The organism is Rhizobium sp. 16-488-2b, from assembly GCF_017741815.1.
Taxonomy (GTDB): Bacteria; Pseudomonadota; Alphaproteobacteria; order Rhizobiales; family Rhizobiaceae; genus Rhizobium.
The window spans coordinates 50167-74556 of the sequence record NZ_JAGHMF010000036.1 but is presented as its reverse complement, the minus strand read 5'-3'; the positions used below and the strand labels follow the sequence as shown (position 1 = coordinate 74556).

Sequence of the window (24390 nt, the reverse complement as noted above, 5' to 3'; positions counted from 1 at the left end):
GGGATGCGAGTGGGGAGAGTTGCCGCCAAATGAGGCGCCAGCATATTGGGGGGAAACCTATGTTCGCACGCGCGTTCTTGACAGCCGTAACCGTTGTTCTTTCGACCGCTCTGATTGGTTCACCCGCCTTTTCCGCGGACAGCAAGCGCCAGGTGCAGACCGTGCGCGATGCCGACTATTTCGGTTTTGATCTGCGCAGCGAGCAGAATGTCACGCTCGACCAGTGCAAGGCATCGTGCATCGGCGACAAATCGTGCAAGGCCTTCACCTATAACCCCAAGGCCAGCTGGTGCTTCCTGAAATCCGACTTCAAGACGATGAATGCTTTCCCGGGCGCCATTGCCGGCAAGATCGTCGAGACAGCGGGCAGCCAGGAGCCGGATCTCGGGGCGGCACCTCGCATTGGTTTCCTCTCGAGCGATGTGCTGCAACAGGCGCGCGACGACAAGGCCAATCTCGAGCTCGCCGATGACCAGCAGGGCCAATCCGCCGACAGCCTCATCGCCAATGCGCGGATCGATCTCACGGCCAACAATGTCGTCGATGCCCTGAAATCCTTCCGGGGAGCGCTGGCGCTCACGCCTGACAATGCCGATCTCTGGCTGGAGACGGCGCGCGCTGGCGACAGCTTCGTCAAGACCGACGACAACAATGGCAGCGATATCTACGCCCAGGCCGTCCTCGCCGCCATCAATGGTTACGACCTGACGCGGACGACGACCAGCCGCGCCGATGCGCTTGCGGTTCTGGCTGTGGCGCTGGAGAAGAACGCGAACTACCGGGCCGCGCTGAACGCCTATAAGGCAAGCCTGGCACTGGTGAACTCGAAAGAAGTCCAGGCCGCCTACCTGCAACTGAAGTCGACGCAAGGTTTCCGCATCACCGATCACACCGTCGATGCCGACAGCGCCACGCCGCGCGCCTGCGTCACCTTCTCGGAATCGTTGGTCAAGACGACCGACTACACCCCCTTCGTAACCTTGAACGGCACCTCGCCGAAGGCACTTGAAACCAAGGATAGGCAGATCTGCGTCGAGGGCCTGACGCATGGCGAGAACTACAAGATCTCCTTCCGCACCGGTCTTCCCTCGTCGGTCGACGAAGTCCTGGAGGCGCCTGTCAGCATCGATATCTACGTCAAGGATCGCACCGCGAGCGTCCGCTTCACCGGCGACAGCTTCGTGCTGCCATCGACAGCCCGTCGCGGCATCCCGATCGTCTCGGTCAATATGGCCTCGGCCAACCTCAAGCTCTACCGCATCGGCGATCGCGGCATCGCGCCGTTGCTGACCAGCTCGCAGTTCCTCACCCAGCTCGATGGCTATAGCGCGCAGCGGATCGAGGACGAGAGCGGCGAGCTTGTCTGGCAGGGCGCGATCGACATCGCCAATGACCTGAACAAGGATGTCGTCACCAGCTTCCCCGTCGATGAGGCGCTGCCGGAGCGCAAGCCGGGCGTCTATGTGCTGACCGCGACATCGCCGACCGGGCCGGACCAGGAATGGAATTCGCAGGCCACGCAGTGGTTCGTGGTCTCCGATATCGGCGTGACGACCTATGCCGGAACAGACGGCCTCAATGTGTTCGCCCGTTCGCTTGCATCAGCAAAGCCGATGGCCGGCGTCGCGCTGCAGCTTCTCGCCAAGAACAACGAGGTGCTCGGCACCGCCACGACCGACGACAACGGCCGCGCGACATTCACCGCCGGCCTGATCCGCGGGACGTCGGCACTGACGCCCGCCGTGATCACGGCGAAGAACGGAACGTCGGACTACGTCTTCCTCGACATGACGCGGGCTGGTTTCGACCTCTCCGACCGTGGTGTCACCGGCCGCGCATCGCCCGGTGCCATCGACGTGCTGACATTCACCGAGCGCGGCATCTACCGCGTAGGCGAAACGGTGCATGCCTCGGCGCTGGCGCGCGATACGGATGGCAAGGCGATTGAAAATCTGCCGCTGACCTTTATCTTCATGCGCCCCGACGGCGTCGAAGATCGCCGCATCGTCAGCCAGACCAGCAATCTTGGTGGCTACAACGTCGATTTCGCCGTGCAGGACAACGCCATGCGCGGCACCTGGACGATGAACATCCATACCGACCCGAAGGGTTCGCCGATCGCCAGCAAGAGCTTCCTGGTCGACGATTTCGTGCCGGATCGTACCGACATGGAGCTGAAGACCGAGGCGAAGGTGATCGGCCCGGACACGCCGGCGACGATCAATATCTCGGGCAAGTATCTCTATGGAGCACCGGCCGCCGGGCTGACGCTGGAAGGCGATGTCGTGATCAAGCCGACACGCCAGGCGGATGCGTTTCCGGGCTATTTCTTCGGCCTTGCCGATGAGGAAGCGAGTGAGGATTCCCGCCAGTCGATCGAGGGCCTGCCGGATCTCGACGAAAAGGGCGAAGGCGTCACCGATCTGACGGTCGGCGAGCTGCCGGCAACGACGCAGCTTCTGAATGCGACTGTCTATATCCGAATGCAGGAAGCGGGCGGACGCGCGATCGAGCGTTCGCTGGTGTTGCCGGTGAAGAACCAGGGGCCGATGATCGGCATCAAGCCGGAATTCTCGGGCGATCTCGGCGAGAACTCGATCGCCAACTTCACGGTCATCGGCGTCAGTGCCGATGGTGCGAAAGAAGAGATGAAGGGGCTTCGCTGGAAGCTCTTCAAGCTCAACCGCGATTATCAATGGTATCGCGATGGCACGGCATGGAAGTATGAGCCGGTCTATACCGCCGAGCAGGTGGGCAACGGCAATGTCGATGCCGGTATCGATGGCGCCAAGATCGCCTCGCCTGTGCAGTGGGGCCGTTATCGCCTCGAGGTCGAGAGCACCGACGCGGATGGCCCGACCTCCAGCGTGGAGTTCGACGCCGGCTGGTTCGTGCAGGCTACATCCACGGAAACGCCCGATGGGCTGGAGATCGCGCTCGACAAGGATAGCTACAAGGTCGGCGAGACCGCGAAGCTGAAGGTTTCCTCGCGCTATGCCGGCGAGCTGATGATCGCCGCCGGCACCGAGACGCTGGTTGCCGTGCAGAATGCGGCGATCGGCGAGACGGGCGGCGAGGTGGATATCCCCGTTACTGCCGATTGGGGCGCGGGCGCCTATGTGACCGCGACGCTCTTCCGTCCTGGCGATGCTCAGGATAGCCACATGCCGATGCGCGCAATCGGCGTGAAATGGCTGAAGGTCGATCCTGAGGATCGGGCCTTGCAGGTCAAGATCGAGGCACCTGAAAAGATGCTGCCGCGCGGCCCTCTGCCGATCACGCTCGCGGTTGCGGGTGCAGGCGCGAACGAGGATGCCTATGTCACCGTTGCCGCAGTCGATGTCGGTATTCTCAACCTGACGCGCTATGAGCCGCCGAACCCGGAAGAATGGTATTTCGGCCAGCGCCAGCTTGGTCTCGAGATCCGCGACCTCTATGGCCGCTTGATCGACGGCTCGCTCGGCGCCACCGGCAAGCTGCGCACTGGCGGCGATGGCGGCGCGATCGCGCTGCAGGCAAGCCCGCCGACGCAGAAGCTCGTCGCCTTCTTCTCCGGTCCGCTGAAGCTGGACGCCGAGGGCAAGGCACATGTCAGCTTCGATATTCCACAGTTCAACGGCACGGCGCGCCTGATGGCGGTCGCATGGTCCAAGTCCGGTGTCGGCCATGCCACGCAGGACGTGATCATTCGCGATCCTGTCGTCGTCACGGCCAGCCTGCCGCGCTTCCTGGCGCCGGGGGACAAGTCCGAACTGCGCCTTGATATCGCCAATACCGATGCGCCCGCCGGCGACTACAAGCTGGCAGTCACAGGCAATGACTCTGTCGGGATCGACAAGGCCACGCAGACGATCCGCCTGGATGCCGGCGCGAAGCAAGCGGTGACGCTGGCGGTTACCGGCTTGCAGCCGGGCAATGGTGTCGTTTCGATCAACCTCTCGGATGCGGCGGGACTGTCGCTCGACCAGAGCCTCGATGTCCCCGTTCGGCCGGCGGTATTGCCGGTCACGGAGCGTCGCGTGCTGGCGCTCAAGCCGGGCGCGAAGCTGACGATCGACAAGGCGCTTCTGGCGGATAGCGTCCTTCCGGGCGCGTCGGTCAGCGTCAATGTAACGCGCTCAGCCGCCTTCGACATTCCAGCCTTGCTGATGTCGCTCGATCGCTATCCTTTCGGCTGCGCTGAGCAGACGACCAGCCGGGCTCTGCCGCTGCTCTATCTCAGCGAGCTTGCCGAGCAGGCCGGGCTTGATGGCGATGCCGATATCAAGAAGCGCGTGCAGGACGCCATCTACCGTGTCCTGTCCTTCCAGGCATCCGCCGGCAGCTTCGGCCTTTGGGGTCCGGATAGCGGCGATCTCTGGCTCGATTCCTACGTCACGGATTTCCTGACGCGGGCTCGCGAGCAGAAATACGACGTGCCGGATCGCGCGCTCGCACAGGCGCTGGAGAACCTGCAGAACGCCTTAAGCTACGACGTCAACGTCAAGGATCAGGGCGACCAGATCGCCTATGCGCTCTATGTGCTCGCGCGCAACAAGAAGGCCGGGATCAGCGATCTGCGCTACTATGCGGACACGATGATCAACGACTTCCCGACGCCGCTCGCCAAGGCCCATATCGCGGCCGCGCTGGCGCTTTACGGCGATGCGACGCGGTCAAAGAATATCTTCGTCGATGCGCTGCAGATGTCGGCTCAGTCGATGGTCACGAAGGTGAACCTGTCGCGCACCGATTACGGCTCGGTGCTCCGAGACGGCGCCGCCATCCTCGCGCTCGCCGCCGAAAGCCGGCCGGTGCCGCCGATCGTGCCGGAACTGGCGAAGGCAGTGGCCAAGGAGTGGGAGCGCAGCAAATACACCAGCACCCAGGAACAGGCTTGGATGCTGCTTGCCGCCCGCGCCATCCAAGGGGGCGACGATTCGCTGAAGATCGACGTCAACGGCGCGCTGCACAACGGCGCCTACATGGCGCGGATGAACGGCGAGGCGCTGGCCGAGCACGCACTGACGCTGACCAACCAGACCAGCGATGCCGTTTCGGCTGTTGTCACGACCGTTGCCGCACCGGTGACGCCGCTGCCGGCAGGTGGCGATGGCTTCGCGATCGAGCGCAGCTACTACACGCTGGATGGCGAGGAAGCGAATGTCTCGGAGGCGAAGCAGAACGAGCGCTATGTCGTCGTGTTGCACGTCACCGAGAGCAACAAGTGGCCGTCGCGTATCGTCATCACCGATCTCCTGCCGGCCGGCTTCCAGATCGACAATCCAAGTCTGGTCGACAGCGCACAGCTGACCAACTTCGACTGGATCGGCGATGTGACGGCCGCGCATACCGAGTTCCGCAACGATCGCTTCGTCGCAGCCTTCAATCGCAGCGCCGATGACAACCGCGAGATCAACGTCGCCTACGTCGTGCGCGCCGTGACACCCGGCGTCTACGATCACCCGGCCGCGAACGTCGAGGACATGTACCGGCCGCAGCTTTCGGCGCGGACGGCAACCGGCAAGATGGAGGTCGTGGCAGCACAGCCATGAGACTGAGGCGGAAAATCGCGATCGGCGTTGTGGCGGCGATGGCAATAGCCGCCGCCGGGCTGATCGCGCTCGACGCGGCGGACAAGGCATTTCCGCCGCCGCTCGACAAGGCACGCGTATCCGCCGAGGTGCTCGATGCCGACGGAGAGCTTTTGCGCGCCTTCGCGACACCGGAGGGGCGCTGGCGTCTGAAGACGACTGTTGGCGATGTCGATCCGCAATTTCTGCGCATGCTGGTCGCCTACGGGGATCGGCGTTTCTATGAGCATGGCGGCATTGATCCGCGTGCGATCGGCCGCGCCGCTTTCCAGCTCATCACCAACGGCCGCATCGTTTCCGGCGCTTCCACCCTGTCGATGCAGGTTGCCCGGCTGATCGAGCCGCGCCAGGGACGATCGCTTTCGGCCAAGCTGCTGCAGGTCGCACGCGCGCTCCAGATCGAGCGACGCCTGTCCAAGGATGAGATCCTCGATCTCTATCTAACCCATGCGCCCTATGGCGGTAATCTGGAGGGCGTTCGGGCTGCAAGCCTTGCCTATTTCGGCAAGGAGCCGAAGCGGCTGACGGTGGCGCAGGCAGCGTTGCTCGTGGCATTGCCGCAGCTTCCCGAAAAGCGCCGTCCCGACCGCAATCTCAAGGCCGCCGAAGCGGCGCGCAAGCGTGTCCTGGAGCGCGTCGCGGTCGTAGACGCGATTGGGGAAGGGGAGGCGGAGCGCGCCGAGGCGATGCTTGTGCCGGCAAAACGCATGCAGCTTCCCGCTCTCGCGGCTCATGTCGGCGAAGCCGCGCTACGCAAGGCGCCGGACGCGTCGCCGTACCGGACCACTCTGAAGAAGCGGGTGCAGGAGGGGCTGGAGACCGTCGCCAAGGCGGCCGCGCTGAAGCTGGGCCCGAAACTGTCGCTGGCGATGGTGATGGCGGATGCGCAGACCGGCGATATCATCGGCGAAGTCGGCTCGGCCGATTATTTCGACGCCAGCCGATCCGGCTGGATCGACATGACGCGCGTCCCGCGCTCGCCGGGCTCCACGCTGAAGCCATTCATCTATGGTCTTGCCTTCGAGGAGGGACTGGTCAGCCAGGAGACGATTATCGAGGATCGGCCGGCGGATTTCTTCGGCTACCGACCGCGCAATTTCGATATGAGCTATCAGGGTGACGTGACGGTGCGCGATGCGCTGCAGCTCTCGCTCAACGTTCCCGCCGTCAAGCTGCTCGATGCCGTCAACCCGGCCAAGCTTCTCATCCGCTTTCGCCGCGCCGAGGTGCGCCCGCTGCTGCCGGCCAACGAAACGCCGGGACTTGCGATCGGGCTCGGCGGCGTCGGCCTCACGCTCAAGGATCTGGTGCAGCTCTATACTGCGCTCGCCAATCGAGGGCAGGCGGTCAGGATCGGGGACGGCATATCCGGAAAGCCCGGAGAGATCGAAGGCGAGGCGCTGCTGGAGCCGGTCGCGGTTTGGAATGTCGCCGATATTCTCTCGGGCGTCATCCCGCCCGCCGGCGCGCCGCAGCGCGGCATCGCCTACAAGACCGGCACGAGCTACGGATACCGCGACGCCTGGTCGGTGGGCTATGATGGTCGCTATGTCCTGGGTGTCTGGGTCGGTCGTCCTGATAACGGTGCCTCTCCCGGCCTGACCGGCTACGGCACGGCCGCGCCGATCCTGTTCGAGGGTTTCGCCAAGTCGGGTATCGCGACGACGCCACTGCCGCGCCCGCCGTCGGGCGCCGTGCGCATCGCGCAGGCGCAGCTGCCGATCAGCCAGCGCCGCTTCGCCATCAATCCCAGCGGATTGCTGGCCACCTCAGGCCGCGAGCCGGCGCCGCAGATCGTCTATCCGCCGGAGGGTGCACATGTCGATTTGGGTGCCCAGGGTCTGGCAAAGGGCGGCGAGCTCTCGCCGCTGATGCTCAAGCTGCAGGGTGGGCGCGCGCCCTTCCGGTGGCTCGCCAACGGCAAACCTCTGCCTGACCTGTCGCGGCGGCGCACCAACCAGTGGACGCCCGATGGCGGCGGCTATTCGAAGCTTACGGTGATCGATGCGATGGGCCGCGCAGCAAGTGTCGGCGTCTTCATAGATTGACGCGGTTTTGACCGCCGTCAAGAAACGCGCATTTTGCGCTTGACCTTCCAGTTGCTGGAAGGTTGATAAGCATCTCCACTGCCTTTTCAGGCAAAGGAGATACAAATGGACAGCACCCACGCACATCACCACGGCAGCAGCGACCACCACCATCATCCGGCGGATGACAACGTGGTCCGTGACCCCGTCTGCGGCATGACGGTTGATCTCGCCGCCGGCAAGCCGTCGCTTGAGCATGAGGGGCGGCGCTATTTCTTCTGCTGCGAGGGCTGCCGCACCAAATTCGAGGCCGCGCCGCAGGATTATCTGACGGCAAAGGACCCGGTCTGCGGCATGAGCGTCGACCGGGCGACCACGAAGCACTTCCTGCGGCATGAGGGCGAGAAGCACTATTTCTGCTCGGCCGGCTGCAAGACGAAGTTCGAAGCAGCGCCCGCGAATTATCGCGACGGCAGCAAGCCGCAGCAGAAGCCTGCTCCGAAGGGGACGCAATATACCTGCCCGATGCATCCCGAGGTGATGAGCGATCATCCGGCCGATTGCCCCAAATGCGGCATGGCGCTGGAGCCGATGGGCATTCCGCCCATGGATGAAGGCCCGAATCCGGAGTTGGTTGATTTCACGCGCCGTCTCTGGATCAGCGGCATTCTCTCGGTTCCGCTGCTCGTGATCACCATGGGGCCGATGATCGGCCTGCCTGTGCTTGATTGGCTGGGCGAGCCGCTTGCGACCTGGGCCGAACTCGTTCTTGCGACACCCGTGGTGCTCTGGGCAGCACTCCCGTTTTTCCGCCGCGCCTGGGCGTCGCTCGTCAACCGCAGCCCGAATATGTGGACGCTGATCGGCCTCGGTGTCGGAACGGCTTATATCTATAGCCTGGTCGCCACGCTGGCACCGGGCATCTTCCCGCATACGTTCCGTGGGCATGGCGGCGCCGTGCCTGTTTATTTTGAGGCGGCAGCCGTTATCGTGGCGCTCGTTTTCGTCGGGCAGGTGCTTGAGCTGAAGGCGCGAGAACGCACCGGTTCGGCCATTCGCGCACTGCTCGATCTCGCGCCGAAGACCGCGCGGCGTATCGGTCGCGATGGCAGCGAGGCCGATGTGCCCGTTGACGATATCGTGGTTGGTGATCGCCTGCGCGTTCGGCCGGGCGAGCGGGTTCCTGTCGATGGCACAGTCAGCGAGGGGCAGTCGACGATCGACGAATCCATGCTGACTGGCGAGCCGATGCCCGTCGAGAAGGCTGTGGGTGATGCGTTGACGGGTAGCACGATTAACAAGAACGGCATGCTGGTGATGACGGCCGAGAAGGTCGGCGCGGAGACGACGCTGTCGCGCATCGTCGACATGGTCGCCACGGCGCAGCGGTCGCGCGCGCCGATCCAGGGCGCCGTCGATCGCGTCTCGGCCTTCTTCGTCCCGGCCGTTGTCGCCGCCGCGATCGCTGCTTTCACGATCTGGGCTCTCGTCGGTCCCGAGCCGCGCATGGTTCACGCGCTCTTGGCCGCCGTTTCCGTCCTCATCATCGCCTGCCCCTGCGCGTTGGGTCTTGCCACGCCGATGTCGATCATGATCGCCACAGGTCGCGGCGCCCATGAGGGCGTGCTGATCAAGGATGCGGAGGCGCTGGAGCGGTTTTCGAAGGTCGACACGCTGATTGTCGACAAGACCGGCACGCTCACCGAAGGCAAGCCGCGCCTGACTGATGTCGTGGCGCTCGGTGACGTGGCGGATGACCAACTCTTGCAACTTGCCGCTAGCCTGGAGCGCGGATCGGAGCATCCGCTCGCCGCCGCTATCGTGTCGGGAGCGGAAGAGCGCGGGATCGCCTTGGCCGATATCACTGGCTTTGAGGCTGCAACGGGTAAAGGCGTGCGCGGGAACATCGGCGAGACGGCCGTGGCGCTCGGCAACGCTGCGATGATGGCTGATCTCGACATCGACGTCGCCGCCCACGATGCGCAGCTGCAGTCGCTGCGGGACGAAGGCAAGACGGTGATGTTCGTCGTCATCGACCAGCACCTTGCCGGGCTGGTGGCGGTCGCCGACCGCATCAAGCCGACGACGGCCGCCGCGATCAAGGCGCTGCATGCGAGCGGTATGAAGATCATCATGGCGACGGGCGACAATGAGCGCACGGCGCGCTCAGTCGCCCGGAGCCTGGGGATCGACGATGTGCGCGCCGATATTCTGCCTGAGGGCAAGAAGGCGCTGATCGATGAGCTGCATGCCAAGGGGGCGGTGGTCGCCATGGCCGGCGACGGCGTCAACGATGCACCGGCGCTGGCCGCGGCCGATGTGGGTATCGCCATGGGCACGGGTGCCGATGTCGCGATGGAGAGTGCCGGCATCACCCTGGTCAAGGGCGATCTCAACGGCATTGTCAGAGCACGGCGCCTGGCCGAGGCGACGATGCGCAATATCCGCCAGAACCTCGGCTTCGCCTTCGGCTACAATGCGCTCGGCGTTCCGCTGGCCGCCGGCCTGCTCTATCCCATCTTCGGTCTGTTGCTGTCGCCGATGATTGCTGCGGCGGCGATGAGCCTGTCGTCTGTCTCGGTCATCGGCAATGCGCTGCGGCTGCGCGCCGCAAAGCTTTAGGAGGTTGCCATGAATATCGGTGAAGCATCGGCACGGTCCGGCCTGCCATCGAAGACCATCCGGTACTACGAGGATATCGGCCTCATCCGCCCCGATCGAAACGACAACGGCTACCGCGATTACGCGGTCGCCGACGTTCACAAGCTGCGTTTTCTGCAGAAGTCGCGTGGGCTCGGTTTCTCTGTGGAGGAGTGCCGGCAGCTATTGGCCCTCTATGAGGACAAGAGCCGGGCCAGTGCCGATGTGAAGGAGTTGACCCAGGCCAAGCTCACCGAGATCGACCGCAAGATCCGCGAGCTCAGCGAACTCCGGCACACGCTTGAGCATCTGGTCCACGCCTGTCACGGCAATGACCGGCCGGACTGTCCCATCCTTGAGGAACTGTCTGACGAACAGCATGCCTGACGATTTGCGCGCATGCGCGGCATCTCCTAGCAATGCTTAACATCATGATTTCCATGTGATATTCTGCGGGCGTTCTGCTGTTTTATCGGCTGGATGACGAAAAAGCAGAAAAAATCGCGGCCGCGGGGAATAAAACAACGCGCGGCTTCGTATACTCAATCATGGAACGGAAAGAACGCCCATTCGATGTCATCGGTCAGCTCGCAGCGCTTCGGCGCTACGCGCGCTCCCTGGTGCGCAATTCGGATGACGCCGAAGATCTGGTTCATGATGCCCTGGTCCGGGCATACGAGAAGAAGCAGAGCTTCCGCAGTGGCGGTAACTTGCGTACGTGGTTGCTCTCGATCGTGCATAACGCTCACATCGACCGCGTCCGACAGGGGCGATCGCTGACACGACGGCACGATGAGGCCGCCGTAGAGGCCGAGCAGTCCTTGCCAGCCGCGCAGGAACATGCCGTGCGTCTGCAGCAGGTGCGCAACGCTTTCTTCCGCTTGCCGGAGGAGCAGCGCGAGGCCCTCCATCTCGTGGCGATTGAAGACCTCTCCTATCAGGAAGCTGCTGCAGCGCTCGGCGTTCCGATCGGTACATTGATGTCGCGCATTTCGCGCGCTCGCGCCCAGCTGCGCGAAATCGAAGAAGCGACACCGCGCGCGCCACATTTGAGGTTGATCGAAGGAGGCGGGAATGAAAGCAGTTGATCCCATTATCGACGCCGATCTCGATGCCTATGTCGATGGCGAACTCGATGTGACTCGTCGCATCCAGGTGGAATCCTATCTTTCCGAAAATCCTGAAACGGCCGCCAAGGTCATGGCGGATTTGAGCATGCGCGGCGAATTGCGTCTGGCGCTTGCTCATGAAGGCGCCTCGGGCCGGGCGGAAACGCGCGATCTTGCGCGCCGTCTCGAGCGCGGGCTCGCTTATGGCCGCATCTTCCACGCCGTGCAGCGTATTGCCGCCGTCGGCGTCATGGTGGCGGCCGGCTGGGTTGCGCACACCTCGTTCGGCGCGTTTACCGCAACCGAGGTGGCTGCGTCCGTACCGGCGCCGGCCTACGTCGAGGAGGCCGTTCAGGCCTACAAGACGGCCTTGGTGCGCCAGTCCGTCTCGTCGCAGCCGGCGGAAGGCTACAAGCCGGATGAAATTCGCGCCGCGACCGGCATCGTCATGCCGCAGCTCCCGCGCGACTGGGCAATTTCAGACGTACAGATATTCCCGTCCGAATTCGGCCCGAGCGTCGAAATGTCGATCACGGCCGACAAGAAGCAGCTGTCGCTGTTTGCCGTTCGTCCGGGCGTTTTCTCCGTTCAGTCGGTCAACCATATCGCGCTCGATGGCGCCGAGGCAGCGTATTGGCAGATCGGCGACGTCGCTTACGCACTGGTGACCGCGGATCGCTCCATCTCACTGGATCAGGCAGCCGATGGGCTTGCCCGTACCCTTTACTAGTTCACTCGAGGAGATCTCAATGAACCCAATTAATCAGCAGCGTTACGGTGCGGCCGTTGGCTCGCAGGCCATGTTCGACGAGGGTCTTCGCCAGCACATGCTGCGCGTCTACAACTACATGGGCATCGGCCTTGTCATCACCGGCATCGTCGCGTTCATCGTTGGCTCGACGCCGGCGCTTTACGTGCCGATCTTCCAGTCGCCGCTCAAGTGGGTGGTCATGCTGGCGCCGCTCGCCTTCGTCTTCTTCTTCTCGTTCAAGATCCAGACGATGTCGGCAAGCGCCGCGCAGATGACTTTCTGGGCCTTCTGTGCCGTCATGGGTCTGTCGATGGCCTCGGTGTTCCTGGTCTTCACCGGCACCAGCATCGCACGCACCTTCTTCATCGCCGCCACCATGTTCGGCTCGACCAGCCTCTATGGCTACGTGACCAAGCGTGACCTCTCCCGCATGGGCTCGTTCCTGATGATGGGCCTGATCGGCGTGGTGATTGCCAGCGTGGTCAACATTTTCCTTGGTTCGAGCGCCCTGCAGTTCGCGATCTCGGTCATCGGTATCGTCGTCTTCGTTGGCCTCACCGCCTACGACACGCAGAACATCAAGGAACAGTATTCGGAGAACTACGATCAGGAATCGAACCAGAAGCTTGCCGTCTTCGGCGCTCTCTCGCTCTACCTGAACTTCGTGAACATCTTCCAGTTGCTGCTCAACTTCACAGGCGAGCGCGAATAGTCGAGCTACAGCGCTTCTGGGGGCAAAGGAAGCGCTAGAACGCCCGATCCGCACTCTGTGACAGGATGCGTGGATCGGGTGTTCACCATAGGGAAGCGGCCGGACGCAAGTCCGGCCGCTTTTCTGTTTTACGAACATAGCGATTTTCAACCTTCGCCAGCTGCGACCACTTTTACTGGTTGGGCGTGGCCATTTGATCCATGCCCTTGCGGCACCGGACCATGTGCGTCAAAAGCAGGGAGAATTGATCAGGAGAGCCGGCGTGCGCCACATCTATGTCATCGGTATTGGAACGGGAAATCCCGAGCACGTCACCATTCAGGCCATCGGCAAGATGAACGCCGCCGACATGATCTTTCTGCCGACGAAAGGCGAGGAAAAGCAGAAGCTCGCTTCCGTTCGCCACGAGATTTGCGAGCGCTTTGTCACCAATGCGAAGACCCGCATTGTCGAATTCGCCATTCCTCAGCGCAAGACGGCTGACCGCAGCTATGTCGAAAGCGTCGATGACTGGCATGCGACACTGGCGCAGACCTATGTGCGGCTGATCAATGATCTACCTGAAGACGGCACCGGCGCCTTTCTCGTCTGGGGTGATCCGAGCCTTTATGATAGCGTGATCCGTATCATCGAGCGGGCAAGAGCACTCGGCACCGTTGATTTCGACTTCAGCGTCATCCCGGGGATCACCAGCATCCAGGCCCTGGCGGCAAGCCACCGCATTCCGATCAACATAGTCGGAAAGCCGGTCGAGATCACGACGGGGCGGCGGCTTGTCGAGCATGGGAACCGGGCTGATAGCACCGTGGTCATGCTGGATGGAGAGCAGGCCTTCTCCAAGATCGAGGATCCTGATGCGGAGATCTTCTGGGGCGCTTATCTTGGGACGGACGACGAGATCGTGCGTTCCGGACGGCTCGGTGATGTCGCTGCGGATATCGTGAAGCTTCGGGCAGAGGCACGTGCGCGGCACGGTTGGATCATGGATATCTACCTGCTGCGCAAGGGCCGCGATTTCGACGATCTGTGACACTGGCGATAGCTTTGCCCCGTGCCTCGCTATAGGCGCCGGGCGGAAGGAAATGACGAGATGGCACTCGACGAGCGCATCAAGACGGACATTGCAGGCGAAGCCACGCAAGCCTATGCGCGGCGCGGTGCCTGTCCGACTCTCGCGCGGCCGATGCCGACGGGCGATGGCCTGCTCGCTCGCCTGCGTCCGCAGGGTGGCGTCCTGACGGTTCATCAGTGCGCGCAACTGGCACAAGCCGCCTTGCTGCATGGTAACGGTTTGCTCGAGATCACGGCGCGGGGCAGCCTCCAGATCAGAGGACTTCGGCCGGAGACGGTCGAGCCGTTCGCCGAAGCGGTGGATGCGGCCGGCATCATCGTGTCGCCCAATCCCGTGATCGAGTTGCCGCCGCTGAATGGTGCTGAATTCGGTGACGTCGCGGATGCTGCCGCGATGGAATTGCTGCTGCGGGATCGGCTCGCCGAATATCTGCAGTCGCCGGGGCTTGCGCCGAAGCTGTCGATCATCGTCGATGGCGGTGGGCGCTTTGATTTGGCTGATGTCACGGCGGATGTCAGGCTGTTGGCCCTTTCGGCGGAAGAGTGGCTGGTCGCCATTGCTGGGTATGGTGCCAGCGCTCGTCCGGTTGCCGTCGGCACTGCCGATGAAGCGATCGAGGCGGTCGGTGATGTCCTCAAGCTGCTGCTTTCGATCGGCTGGCAGAAACGTTGCCGCGATATCGATCCGGAGCGATTGGTATCTGTCTTCCCGGATATGCACGCCATTTCGCGCCAACCGCGCTTGGGAGATGCGCCATCGGTCGGCATCCATCCGATGCCAGGTGGCATGGCGGTGATCGGTCTGAAGCCGCGCTTCGGGCAAATACACGCGACCGACCTTCTGGCGTTTCTGGGATTCCTCGGCGATCTTGATGTGCGCGATATCCGTCCGGCACCCGATCGCTGTCTGTTCGTCACGGGCTTGAGCGAAAAGAGCGCGTCGGCGGTGCAGCAATCGGCCGAGCGCTTCGGTCTATCCGCTGATAGTGACGATCTCTCATCGCGCATCGCCACTTGTGCCGGGGCAGGCGCCTGTGCGTCGAGCTTCTATGCCACCAAGGCATTGGCGGAGACGCTGATCGAGCGGTGTCCGGACATTCTGGATGGCTCGCTCGACCTGCATCTGTCCGGCTGCGCCAAGGGCTGCGCGCATCCGCGCCCCGCCTTCACGGTCTCCGGAGCCGCGAACGGCTATCTTCTGGTGCTGGACGGCGTCGCGTCGGATGCGCCTGATGCACAGATTGCTGGTAGTGACATCAATTCCGCTATAGAGAGGCTTTCCCGTCTCATCAAAAGTGAAAGACAAGCTGGCGAATCTGCTAGGGCCTGTCTCGACAGGGTGGGGACGGCCACGATTACGCGAGCACTGCGACAGGACTAGGAATGCCAGACTACGATTACATCCACAGCGGTGATGCCATCTATGAGCGGTCGTTTGCGATTATCCGCAGCGAAGCCGACCTGTCGCGGTTTTCCGCCGAGGAAGCCGACGTTGCCGTACGCATGATTCATGCCTGTGGACTGGTTGAAGCCGCTGAGCATTTTCTGTTCGCGCCGCACTTCGTCAGCGCTGCGCGCGCGGCGCTCCATGCCGGCGCGCCGATCTTCTGCGACGCCGAAATGGTGGCGCACGGCGTGACCCGCACGAGGCTTCCCGCCAAGAACGATGTTATTTGCACATTGCACAATCCGCGTACCGCGGAGCTGGCGAAGGAGACCGGAAACACGCGTTCGGCCGCCGCCCTTCATCTCTGGAAGGACCGTCTTGCCGGCAGCGTCGTTGCTATTGGCAATGCGCCGACCGCGCTCTTCCACCTGCTCGAGCTCCTGCGCGACGGCGCGCCGAAGCCTGCGGCGATCATCGGCATGCCTGTCGGCTTCGTCGGCGCGGCGGAATCCAAGGATGCCTTGGCTGAAAATTCCTACGGCGTGCCCTATGCGATCGTGCGCGGACGCCTTGGTGGCAGCGCCATGACGGCAGCGGCCGTCAACTCGTTGGCGAGGCCCGGCTTATGAGCGGCGCAGGTCGTCTCATCGGCGTCGGCACGGGTCCCGGCGATCCGGAATTGCTCACCGTCAAGGCCGTCAAGGCAATCGCGGCGGCCGATGTGATAGCTTATTTCGCCAAGCGCGGCAGAGGCGGCAATGGCAGGGCGATCGTCGAGCACCTGATCGGGGCGGACGCTGTCATGCTGCCGCTCTACTATCCGGTGACCACCGAGATTGAAAAGAACGAAGCCGAATACCGGCGCCAGATCACCGATTTCTACGAGGAGTCGGCGATGGCTGTCGCCGCGCATCTCGACGCCGGCCGCACGGTGGCCGTCCTCAGCGAGGGCGATCCGCTGTTTTATGGCTCCTACATGCACCTGCATGTGCGCCTCGCCAACCGCTATCCGACCGAGGTCATTCCCGGCATCAGCGCAATGTCCGGCTGCTGGTCTCTCGCCGGTATCCCGATCGTGCAGGGCGACGACGTATTGTCGGTTCTGCCCGGGACGATGGCCGAGCAGGAGCTCGAGCGTCGGCTGTCCGATACGCAAGCCGCGGTGATCATGAAGGTCGGGCGCAACCTCCCGAAGATCCGCCGCGCGCTGGAGGCATCGGGACGGCTTGCCGAGGCGGTCTATGTCGAGCGCGGCACCATGGCCAACGCGGCGATGATCAAGCTCGCCGACCGGCCCGAAGGCGACGCGCCCTACTTTTCGCTGGTGCTCGTTCCCGGCTGGGAGAGCAACCGATGAGTGGCCAGCTTTTCGTCATCGGCACCGGCCCAGGCAATCCCGACCAGATGACACCGGAGGCGCATGCCGCCGTTTCGAAAGCAACCGTCTTTTTCGGCTACGGCCCCTATCTCGATCGCCTCAACCTGCGGGCCGACCAGACGCGTCAGGCATCCGATAACCGTGAGGAGCTGGATCGCGCGGGCGCCGCGTTGCAGACCGCCTCCGAGGGCGCGGTTGTCTGTGTCGTCTCGGGCGGCGACCCCGGTGTGTTCGCCATGGCGGCTGCGGTTTGCGAGGCGGTCGACAATGGACCGGACGCGTGGCGGGATGTCGATCTCGTCATCCTGCCGGGGATCACCGCCATGCTGGCGGTCGCCGCCCGTGTCGGCGCCCCGCTTGGCCATGATTTCTGCGCGATCTCGCTCTCCGACAATCTGAAGCCCTGGGCGACGATCGAAAAGCGTCTGGCTGCCGCAGCCGAAGGCGGCTTCGTGATCGCGCTTTATAATCCGATCAGCAAGGCGCGTCCGTGGCAGCTTGGAAAGGCGTTCGAGCTGTTGCGCGAAAAGCTCCCCGGCTTTACGCCTGTCATCTTCGGTCGTGCCGCCGGACGACCGGATGAGCGCATTTCCGTTCAGCCGCTCGAAGTCGCGGATGCCGCGACAGCCGATATGGCGACCTGCGTGATCATCGGCTCGGGGGAGACGAGGATCATCGAGCGCAAGGGCAGGGCCGATCTCATCTATACCCCTCGTTTCAGCCCGGGGGCAGCAGGTGATTGATCATCGCCAAGGCCTCGTCGACGGTAGCGACCGTGGGGATGGCGGGCGCTTCGGCGCGGCCGATCATGATCACCTCGATACCGAGCGCGCGTGCGGCCGCGATCTTGGCATAGGTGGCGGAGCCGCCGCTGTTCTTGGTGATGACGACATCGATAGTGTGCTCCCGCAGCAACGCAGTCTCGCGCTCGACATCGAAGGGTCCGCGATCGAGAAGATAATGCGCGTGGGGAAGCTGGGGTTGCGGATCGACCGGGTCGACGCTTCGGATAAGATAGTGGTGCTGCGGGGCGGCATCCGCCCGGTGCGCCTCCTGGCGGCCGATGGCGAGAAACACGCGGCGCGGCGCGCTGCCGATTTGCGCGATCGCGTCCTGGGCGCTTGCGGCATGCCGCCAGCGGTCTTCCGCCTCGGCCTGCCAGGGCGCGCGGCGAAGGCAGAAGGCAGGCAGGCCGGTTATCGTGGCGGCTTGCGCGGCGTTTTGCGATATGCGCGCGGCAAAGGGATGGGTAGCATCGATCAGCAGGTCGAATTTCCCGTCACGCAGAAAACGCGCGAGCCCCTCCGCGCCACCAAACCCGCCGACGCGGGTGGGCAGGGACTGCGGAGCGGGCTTTTCCGTCCTGCCGGCAAGCGACAGCAGGGCATCGTAGCGCGTCTGAGTGGCCAAAGCCTTGGCGAGCGCGCTTGCCTCGGTCGTGCCGCCAAGCATCAGAATGCGGATTTTGCTCATGGCTGATATGTCTTCCGCTCCCGGCCAACCTTGGCTGACTATTATCGGCATCGGCGAAGATGGTCCAGCAGGGCTGGGCGATGAGGCCAAGCGGCTGATCGCGGCTGCATCCGTCGTCTTCGGCGGTGCCCGCCATCATGCGCTGATGGCCGGTCTCATTCAGGGGGAATGCCTGGCGTGGGAAAGTCCGTTCGAGCGTTCGGTCGCGGCAATTACGGCGCGCCGCGGTTCGCCTGTCGTCGTGCTCGCCTCGGGAGATCCGTTTCTCTACGGCGTCGGCGCCACGCTGTCGCGGAGCGTCGATGCTATGGAGATGCGCACGATACCGGCGCCGTCATCCTTCAGCCTTGCCGCGTCGCGGTTGAGCTGGCCGTTGCAGGAGGTCGCCTCCGTTTCGCTGCATGGACGTCCGCTCGATCTCATCCGTCCGCATCTGCATCACGGTCGGCGCATCATCGCGCTCACCTCCGACCAGGAGACACCGATGCAGCTTGCGACTTCGCTTGCGGCCAACGGCTTTGGCCGGTCGCGGCTGCATGTGCTCGAAGCGCTTGGCGGCGAGCGTGAACGCGTCAGAGCCTGCCAAGCCGATGCGTTCGATCTCAAGGACATCGATCCGCTGAACGTCTGCGCCATCGATGTCGTGGCAGGCGAGGGCGCGCGCGTGCTCGCCTTTGCGCCCGGCCTCGACGATGCGCTCTTCGAGCATGATGGCCAGATCACCAAACGGGAGATCCGGGCGTTGACGCTGTCGACGCTGGCGCCCCGCCATGGGGAACTGCTGTGGGATATCGGTGCCGGTTCCGGCTCCATCGGCATCGAATGGATGCTGTGTGATCCGTCGCTTCGGGCGATTGCCATTGAGCAATCTAGCGAGCGCGTTCAGCGCATTGCGCGCAATGCGGCAGCCTTCGGCGTGCCGGGGCTTGCTGTTGTGGAAGGCGCGGCTCCGCAGGCGTTGCAGTCGCTGCCCGAGCCCGACGTTATCTTCGTCGGTGGCGGGGGTAGCGAGGATGGGGTAATGGAAGCCGCGATCGCGGCGCTGAAAAGCGGCGGCCGGCTGGTTGCCAATGCCGTGACGCTCGAGATGGATGCGAAATTGCTGGCGTTGCACGCCACGCTGGGTGGGTCGTTGACCCGCATCGATATTTCCCGCGCCGGCGCGATCGGCGCTATGACGGGCTGGCGTCCGGCAATGCCCGTCACACAGTGGCACTGGGTCAAGAATTGAGGACAAGCATATGACCGTTCATTTCATCGGCGCTGGCCCGGGTGCCGCGGATCTCATCACCGTGCGCGGCCGCGACCTCATCGGCAAGTGCCCGGTTTGCCTCTATGCCGGCTCGATCGTTTCGCCCGATCTTCTCGCCTATTGTCCGCCGGGAGCGCGCATCGTCGATACCGCCCCCATGTCACTCGACGAGATCGAGGCCGAATATCTGCGCGCGGCCAATGCCGGCGAGGATGTCGCGCGCCTGCACTCGGGCGATCTCTCGGTCTGGAGCGCAGTCGCCGAACAGATCCGCCGCCTTGAGAAACATGGGATTGCCTACACGATGACACCAGGCGTGCCGTCCTTTGCCGCAGCGGCGGCCGCGCTCGGGCGCGAACTCACCATACCCGAGGTCGCGCAGAGCCTGGTTCTGACCCGTGTATCGGGCAGGGCGTCGCCGATGCCAGGCGGCGAGACCCTGACGCAGTTCGGCGCCACGGGCGCCACGCTTGCCATCCATCTCGCCATTCATGCTCTGGACCGGGTCGTCGGTGACCTTACGCCGCTTTACGGGGCCGAATGCCCCGTCGCCATCGTCGTAAAGGCGAGCTGGCAGGATGAGCGGATCGTGCGCGGGACGCTCGGCGATATCGAGGCCAAGGTGGCCGCGGAGCCGATCGAGCGGACGGCGATTATCTTTGTCGGCCCATCCTTGTCATCGACCGATTTTCGCGAGAGCTCTCTTTATGATGCGACCTATCAGCGTCGCTTCAGAGGTCGACAGTAAAACCGTCGCAGGACTTGGGCCTTCGAGCCGCGCAATTGCCCGGCAGTGTGTCTGCGCGTCCGATGATCGGCGCGCGGCGAGGCGTAATGTTATCCACAGCGCCCAGTATCCTGGAAGATCGCCCTGAAATCCGCCCTACAAGGGTAAACGAGGGATTAACCAATTGGATTAGCTTGGTTTCGTGATCCCGTTACAATGGCGTTGCTACAGTATTTACTAGGGATGACGTTGCTTCGTCTATGCCAGAACAATACGGGATTTGGCACTATACCGTGACGCGAAAACACAAACGATTATTATCGTTAAGAAACGGTATTTCTAAAGAATAATTGCCGTACGCTTCTTGGTTGATGTTTTTGCTTCGGAGTAAAAATTAATTCCTGTTTTTATCATTAGACGGTATAATTTTATATACTGAGCATTTTTAATCTAAATCTGACGAAATATTTTGTATTGATTGTCACTACTGATGTATGTAGGTTCTTAATAAAGTAGAAACCACACGCGATAAGTGATCCAAAACGGATAAACTACTTTACTGACTTAATACACGCCGATGTCCCCCGAGTATTGCATTTCGTTGCGAATGGTCACCTCTAACACTATTGAGTATGAGGCTAGTATGAATTACGTACCTTCGGAATTTGAAAGCGGACGCACGCCTGTCAACAGACTTCAGGCCGTTGCCGTGGCACCCAGAGCTCTCAGCGAGCTGGGCGAAGTAAAGGTTATCGGCGAGGACCGGTGCCTGCTGATCATCGACGGCAGAACACTCGAGCGGGAATGCCTCGCGACGACGCTGACGCAGAACGGTCTCGGCATGAAGGCCTGCGCGGTGGGCTCGGTGGCGGAATGGCGGCGCAAGAAAGATGCAACGCAGCGCGTCAAGGCGGTGCTGCTGAACATCACCGGCCGTGCTTCGAGCGATGGCGCTCTTTATGAAGAGATCGCCAGCATCGCAACCGAACTCGCACCGGCGCCGGTCGTCATCCTTGCGGATGGCGACGATCTCAACCAGACGCTCCGGGCGATTGAACACGGCGCTCGCGGTTTCATTCCCACCTCCGTGGGCATAGAGGTCTGTGTAGAGGCCATCGGCCTTGCGGTTGCAGGCGGGACCTTCATCGTCGCGGGCAAAAGCTTCACGTCGTCGGCTCCCGTCGACAACGCGCCGCGCCAGAAAGAGCTCTCCCGCATGTTCACGCTGCGCCAGGCCGAAGTCGTGCAGGCGTTGCGCAAGGGCAAAGCGAACAAGATCATCGCCTATGAACTCAATCTGCGCGAAAGCACGGTCAAGGTTCACATCCGCAACATCATGAAGAAGCTCAAGGCAACCAACCGTACCGAGGTTGCCTATAAGCTGAACGATCTGTTCCAGTCCGACTCGCGCTGGAGTGCATCGGCGGACTAGATCAGGCGGTGCCATCCGTGCTGACCTGACGGTTCTCGCTGATGGTGCCGGACGGGCTCCGCGAGCCTCTATCATCTGTTCCTGTTTCTTGGCCGTTGGGGTGTACCCGGCGGCCAAGAATTTGCCGGTAGCCTTTCTTCGAGAATGGCTGAAACAACTGCCCAATAAAGTTATCAGCCACACGGCCGCTGATGCCGATGTTCGTCGGCGGGCGGCGGTCGGGATTGAAGTAGGTGCCGAACAACTGATCCCACAAGACAAGGTTCTCGCCGTAGTTCGTGTTTCCCTCGGCCAGCACCCGCGAGTGATGCCAGCGATGCAGGGCCGGCGTGCTGAAGATCAGGTCGAGCGGGCCCGTTCGCACGTCGATATTGCAATGGGTGAGAAGGCCGATGAAGGCCGTCACTGCGCCGATCCATAAAAACACCGGGAGCGGCGCGCCCAAGAGATAGAGCGGAAGCTGGCTGAGCGCGATCTTGAATAGCGAGTCCATGAAATGGAACCGGCCGGTATTAACGACCCAAAGCCGCTCGACACTGTGATGAAGGGCATGAAAGCGCCAAAGCGATAGAATCTCATGGGCCGCACGGTGGGCGACGTACAGCCCGAACTCGGCGATTACCAACCCAAGAACCACCTGAAGAGCCAGCGGCCAATTGTTGGGCCAGATGTCGGGGAGGCGGACGACAAAGGGATGTGCGACGGTGGCTACCGCCATCGGCGCGGTCGCGCCCAGCGCTGCGGCTAGCTGAACGCCACCCTTGCTTAGCAGCGTGTGCGCGACGTCATTGAATGTCTCGCCATCGCGGCGCAGCCATTGCTTTTCGAAGGGTATGACGCGCTCAAACATCGCGATCGCGAAGACGATGGCCAAGTAGACCACGTTGAACCATAGCAACGGCGCCTTTGCCTCAAAGGCCAACCCGGCGCCAATCAGCCCAGCTGAAAACAGCACTGGCCACAGCGTCCAGGAAAGCAGCACGTAGGGAGGCGATGCGCTCTTGTCGGTCACGTGTACTCTCCGCCAAAGTTCGAAGTCATTCGTTGATACACTACGATTGTGGCTCGTATGCAATATCGCGTGTTTAAGCAACCATGTGCAAACATGGCGCGCGCCGATCATTCGCAATGTCACAAGCGGTATATCGGGGCCAAAACTAGCCATTGTTCGCCATGCAACTTCTTGCTAGGTGCTCACCCATCATCAATGCCGCATCCAGGCTACCATATCATGCATATTCGCGCTTCAGACACCACGCCCAACCCGCTCGTTGGTATTGCGCTGTCCTGCGCGGGTTATTCACTGTTCGCGATCCAGGATGCCGTCGTGAAATGGCTGGTCGCGGACTATGCGGTGCCGCAAATCCTGTTTATCCGCAGCGTGATCATCGTCGCGGTGGCGGGCTTCATGGTGAAGCGGCTGCGCCATCCCTCGATCCTTAAGAGCGCTCACCGCGGTTCGCTCGTTCTGCGCGCCCTGCTCATGCTGGGCGCATGGATGGCATATTACTCGGCCGCCAGGCATCTTGGTCTCGCCGAAATCACGACCCTGTACTTCTCGGCACCCATTATCGTCATCTTCCTTTCCATCTTCGTGCTGAAGGAAAGCGTCGGCCCGATGCGATGGTTTGCCTGCTTCGCGGGCTTTGCCGGCGTTATACTTGCTGCCAACCCCACGCAGTCCCCAAGCCTCGTGCCGACGCTCATGGTGCTTTTCGCGGGCTTCTGCTGGGCGTGGAGCACTGTGCTTGTTCGCCTGGTCAGCCGCTCCGAGAGCACGTTCAATCAGATGATGGCGACCAGCTTCCTCTTCGCCATCGCCTGCGGGGCCATGTTGCCGTGGGTCTGGAAATCACCCGATTTCACCGGTTGGGCGCTCATGCTCGGTCTTGGGGCCGTATCGGCGCTCGGTCAATTCCTGCTCTATGAAGGTTACCGTCACGCGCCGGCGTCTACACTTGCCCCCATGGAGTATAGCGGCCTCGTCTGGGCGTTTCTCCTTGGCTATCTCATCTGGTCGGAAATCCCGACGGTAAACGTCGTTGCAGGTGCTGTCGTCATCGTTTGCTCCAGCCTCCTGCTTGTGTGGTGGGAGCGCCGTGCGGTGCTAGCCAGCCGCCGTCTGATCGCCTGATCCTTCTCCTTGACTCCCGTCGCCGCTCATCGCGTTACGCGAGCCGATAGAGTGGTTGCAAGAATACTTCCGGTTGACGCACTTGGCGCGCCGTCTATTTAAAGTAACGCCATTGTAATTATCTGTATATCCGAAATGATGACGCGATAATGCGAATATACTGGTGTCGACGGTCGGTGCTTCTGCTATATTTCTTGGTATTGCCTCTCGATTCAATCTATGTTGTTTCATGCTGAAATTTGACTATTGCATCGCTGAATTTTTGCGCTTAGCATTGTATCGAATTAATAATAAAGTGAACGAGAGCAATATCGTCGAGTGTGGCTTCCTTTGAGTGTATGTATAGTGACCGGATAGTTCTTATCTGGAAGTGTTGTCTGTGTGCTTTCGGGGGAAAAGATGCGAAAAACACTGGGAATCGTCGACCCCGTCGATGGAGGAGGCGATAAGATACTTTATCGCCCACGATTCAAGAGCCTTTCCGTCACGGCGTCCGCCTCCGCTCAAGTCTCATTTAAGCTCTCACTGTCGTTGATAAATAGCGGACCGGCGCACGAAGCCGCCCGTCGGCGACATTCCATGCTGAGAAAATCTCACCGATCACGTGCCTTTTGCGTTGTCGTTCCACCACGCGGCGGGACGATACCTGAGCGCGCAAGCTGCTCTTCATCGCGACATGAGTGAGATGATTTTTGAGGCGTACGGTGATGACAGAGGGATTTAG

At 62.2% G+C, this 24390-nt stretch carries 18 protein-coding genes; 16 read left to right on the top strand and 2 right to left on the bottom strand.

Annotated features, from left to right (window positions below; genetic code table 11):
• The first annotated feature begins 59 nt into the window (after positions 1–59).
• From J5286_RS26855 to J5286_RS26800, 12 genes are all read left to right on the top strand, one after another.
• A complete protein-coding gene (locus J5286_RS26855; RefSeq protein WP_209193061.1) occupies positions 60–5534 on the top strand; it encodes an alpha-2-macroglobulin family protein in 5475 nt (1824 codons plus the stop codon).
• The gene (gene pbpC, locus J5286_RS26850) at positions 5531–7621 is read left to right on the top strand and encodes a penicillin-binding protein 1C (protein WP_209215393.1); all 2091 of its coding nucleotides are present in this window, start codon (positions 5531–5533) and stop codon (positions 7619–7621) included. Before J5286_RS26855 ends, pbpC begins: the two co-directional genes overlap by 4 nt.
• 105 nt (positions 7622–7726) lie before the next feature.
• On the top strand, positions 7727–10222 hold the full coding sequence (locus J5286_RS26845; protein ID WP_209193059.1) for a heavy metal translocating P-type ATPase: 2496 nt from the start codon (positions 7727–7729) through the stop codon (positions 10220–10222).
• A 9-nt stretch (positions 10223–10231) separates the two neighbouring features.
• Positions 10232–10627: a Cu(I)-responsive transcriptional regulator gene (gene cueR, locus J5286_RS26840; protein ID WP_018896509.1), complete on the top strand. Its 396-nt coding sequence runs from the start codon at positions 10232–10234 to the stop codon at positions 10625–10627.
• 161 nt (positions 10628–10788) lie between these two features.
• Entirely contained in the window at positions 10789–11328 is a 540-nt protein-coding gene (locus J5286_RS26835) for a sigma-70 family RNA polymerase sigma factor (protein WP_047505082.1), read from the top strand.
• A complete protein-coding gene (locus J5286_RS26830; RefSeq protein ID WP_209193058.1) occupies positions 11315–12079 on the top strand; it encodes an anti-sigma factor family protein in 765 nt (254 codons plus the stop codon). Before J5286_RS26835 ends, J5286_RS26830 begins: the two co-directional genes overlap by 14 nt.
• A gap of 19 nt (positions 12080–12098) precedes the next feature.
• Positions 12099–12812, top strand: a complete 714-nt coding sequence (locus tag J5286_RS26825; protein WP_018896506.1) for a Bax inhibitor-1/YccA family protein — start codon at positions 12099–12101, stop codon at positions 12810–12812.
• Between the two features lie 262 nt (positions 12813–13074).
• Positions 13075–13842: a precorrin-6A synthase (deacetylating) gene (cobF, locus tag J5286_RS26820; protein WP_209193057.1), complete on the top strand. Its 768-nt coding sequence runs from the start codon at positions 13075–13077 to the stop codon at positions 13840–13842.
• Positions 13843–13902: 60 nt separating this feature from the next.
• Positions 13903–15264, top strand: coding sequence for a precorrin-3B synthase (gene cobG / locus J5286_RS26815; protein ID WP_209193056.1), 1362 nt, complete (start codon positions 13903–13905; stop codon positions 15262–15264).
• 2 nt (positions 15265–15266) lie between these two features.
• Positions 15267–15899: a precorrin-8X methylmutase gene (locus J5286_RS26810; protein WP_209193055.1), complete on the top strand. Its 633-nt coding sequence runs from the start codon at positions 15267–15269 to the stop codon at positions 15897–15899.
• Positions 15896–16627 carry a precorrin-2 C(20)-methyltransferase gene (locus tag J5286_RS26805; protein WP_209193054.1) on the top strand — a complete coding sequence of 244 codons (732 nt, stop codon included), beginning with the start codon at positions 15896–15898 and terminating at the stop codon, positions 16625–16627. The genes J5286_RS26810 and J5286_RS26805 overlap by 4 nt, the downstream gene beginning before the upstream one ends.
• Positions 16624–17391 (top strand): precorrin-3B C(17)-methyltransferase, encoded by a 768-nt coding sequence (locus J5286_RS26800; RefSeq protein ID WP_209193053.1) that lies wholly within the window; start codon positions 16624–16626, stop codon positions 17389–17391. Before J5286_RS26805 ends, J5286_RS26800 begins: the two co-directional genes overlap by 4 nt.
• Here the strand turns inward: J5286_RS26800 and J5286_RS26795 are convergent.
• On the bottom strand, positions 17366–18121 hold the full coding sequence (locus J5286_RS26795) for a cobalt-precorrin-6A reductase (protein ID WP_209193052.1): 756 nt from the start codon (positions 18119–18121) through the stop codon (positions 17366–17368). The two genes, J5286_RS26800 and J5286_RS26795, sit on opposite strands and share 26 nt — an antisense overlap.
• Here J5286_RS26795 and cbiE point away from each other — a divergent pair.
• The 3 genes from cbiE to J5286_RS26780 all read left to right on the top strand — a co-directional run bounded on the left by cbiE (position 18120) and on the right by J5286_RS26780 (position 21532).
• On the top strand, positions 18120–19352 hold the full coding sequence (gene cbiE / locus J5286_RS26790) for a precorrin-6y C5,15-methyltransferase (decarboxylating) subunit CbiE (RefSeq protein ID WP_209193051.1): 1233 nt from the start codon (positions 18120–18122) through the stop codon (positions 19350–19352). The two genes, J5286_RS26795 and cbiE, sit on opposite strands and share 2 nt — an antisense overlap.
• 10 nt (positions 19353–19362) lie before the next feature.
• Positions 19363–20121, top strand: coding sequence for a precorrin-4 C(11)-methyltransferase (gene cobM, locus J5286_RS26785; protein ID WP_209193050.1), 759 nt, complete (start codon positions 19363–19365; stop codon positions 20119–20121).
• Between the two features lie 622 nt (positions 20122–20743).
• Positions 20744–21532 carry a response regulator transcription factor gene (locus J5286_RS26780; RefSeq protein ID WP_209193049.1) on the top strand — a complete coding sequence of 263 codons (789 nt, stop codon included), beginning with the start codon at positions 20744–20746 and terminating at the stop codon, positions 21530–21532.
• 1 nt (position 21533) lies between these two features.
• On the opposite strand, the gene olsE is transcribed toward J5286_RS26780, so the two are convergent.
• A complete protein-coding gene (olsE, locus tag J5286_RS26775; protein ID WP_209193048.1) occupies positions 21534–22544 on the bottom strand; it encodes an ornithine lipid hydroxylase OlsE in 1011 nt (336 codons plus the stop codon).
• Between the two features lie 219 nt (positions 22545–22763).
• Between olsE and J5286_RS26770 the strand changes: the two genes are divergently transcribed.
• The gene (locus tag J5286_RS26770) at positions 22764–23666 is read left to right on the top strand and encodes a DMT family transporter (protein WP_209193047.1); all 903 of its coding nucleotides are present in this window, start codon (positions 22764–22766) and stop codon (positions 23664–23666) included.
• Positions 23667–24390 lie beyond the last annotated feature (724 nt).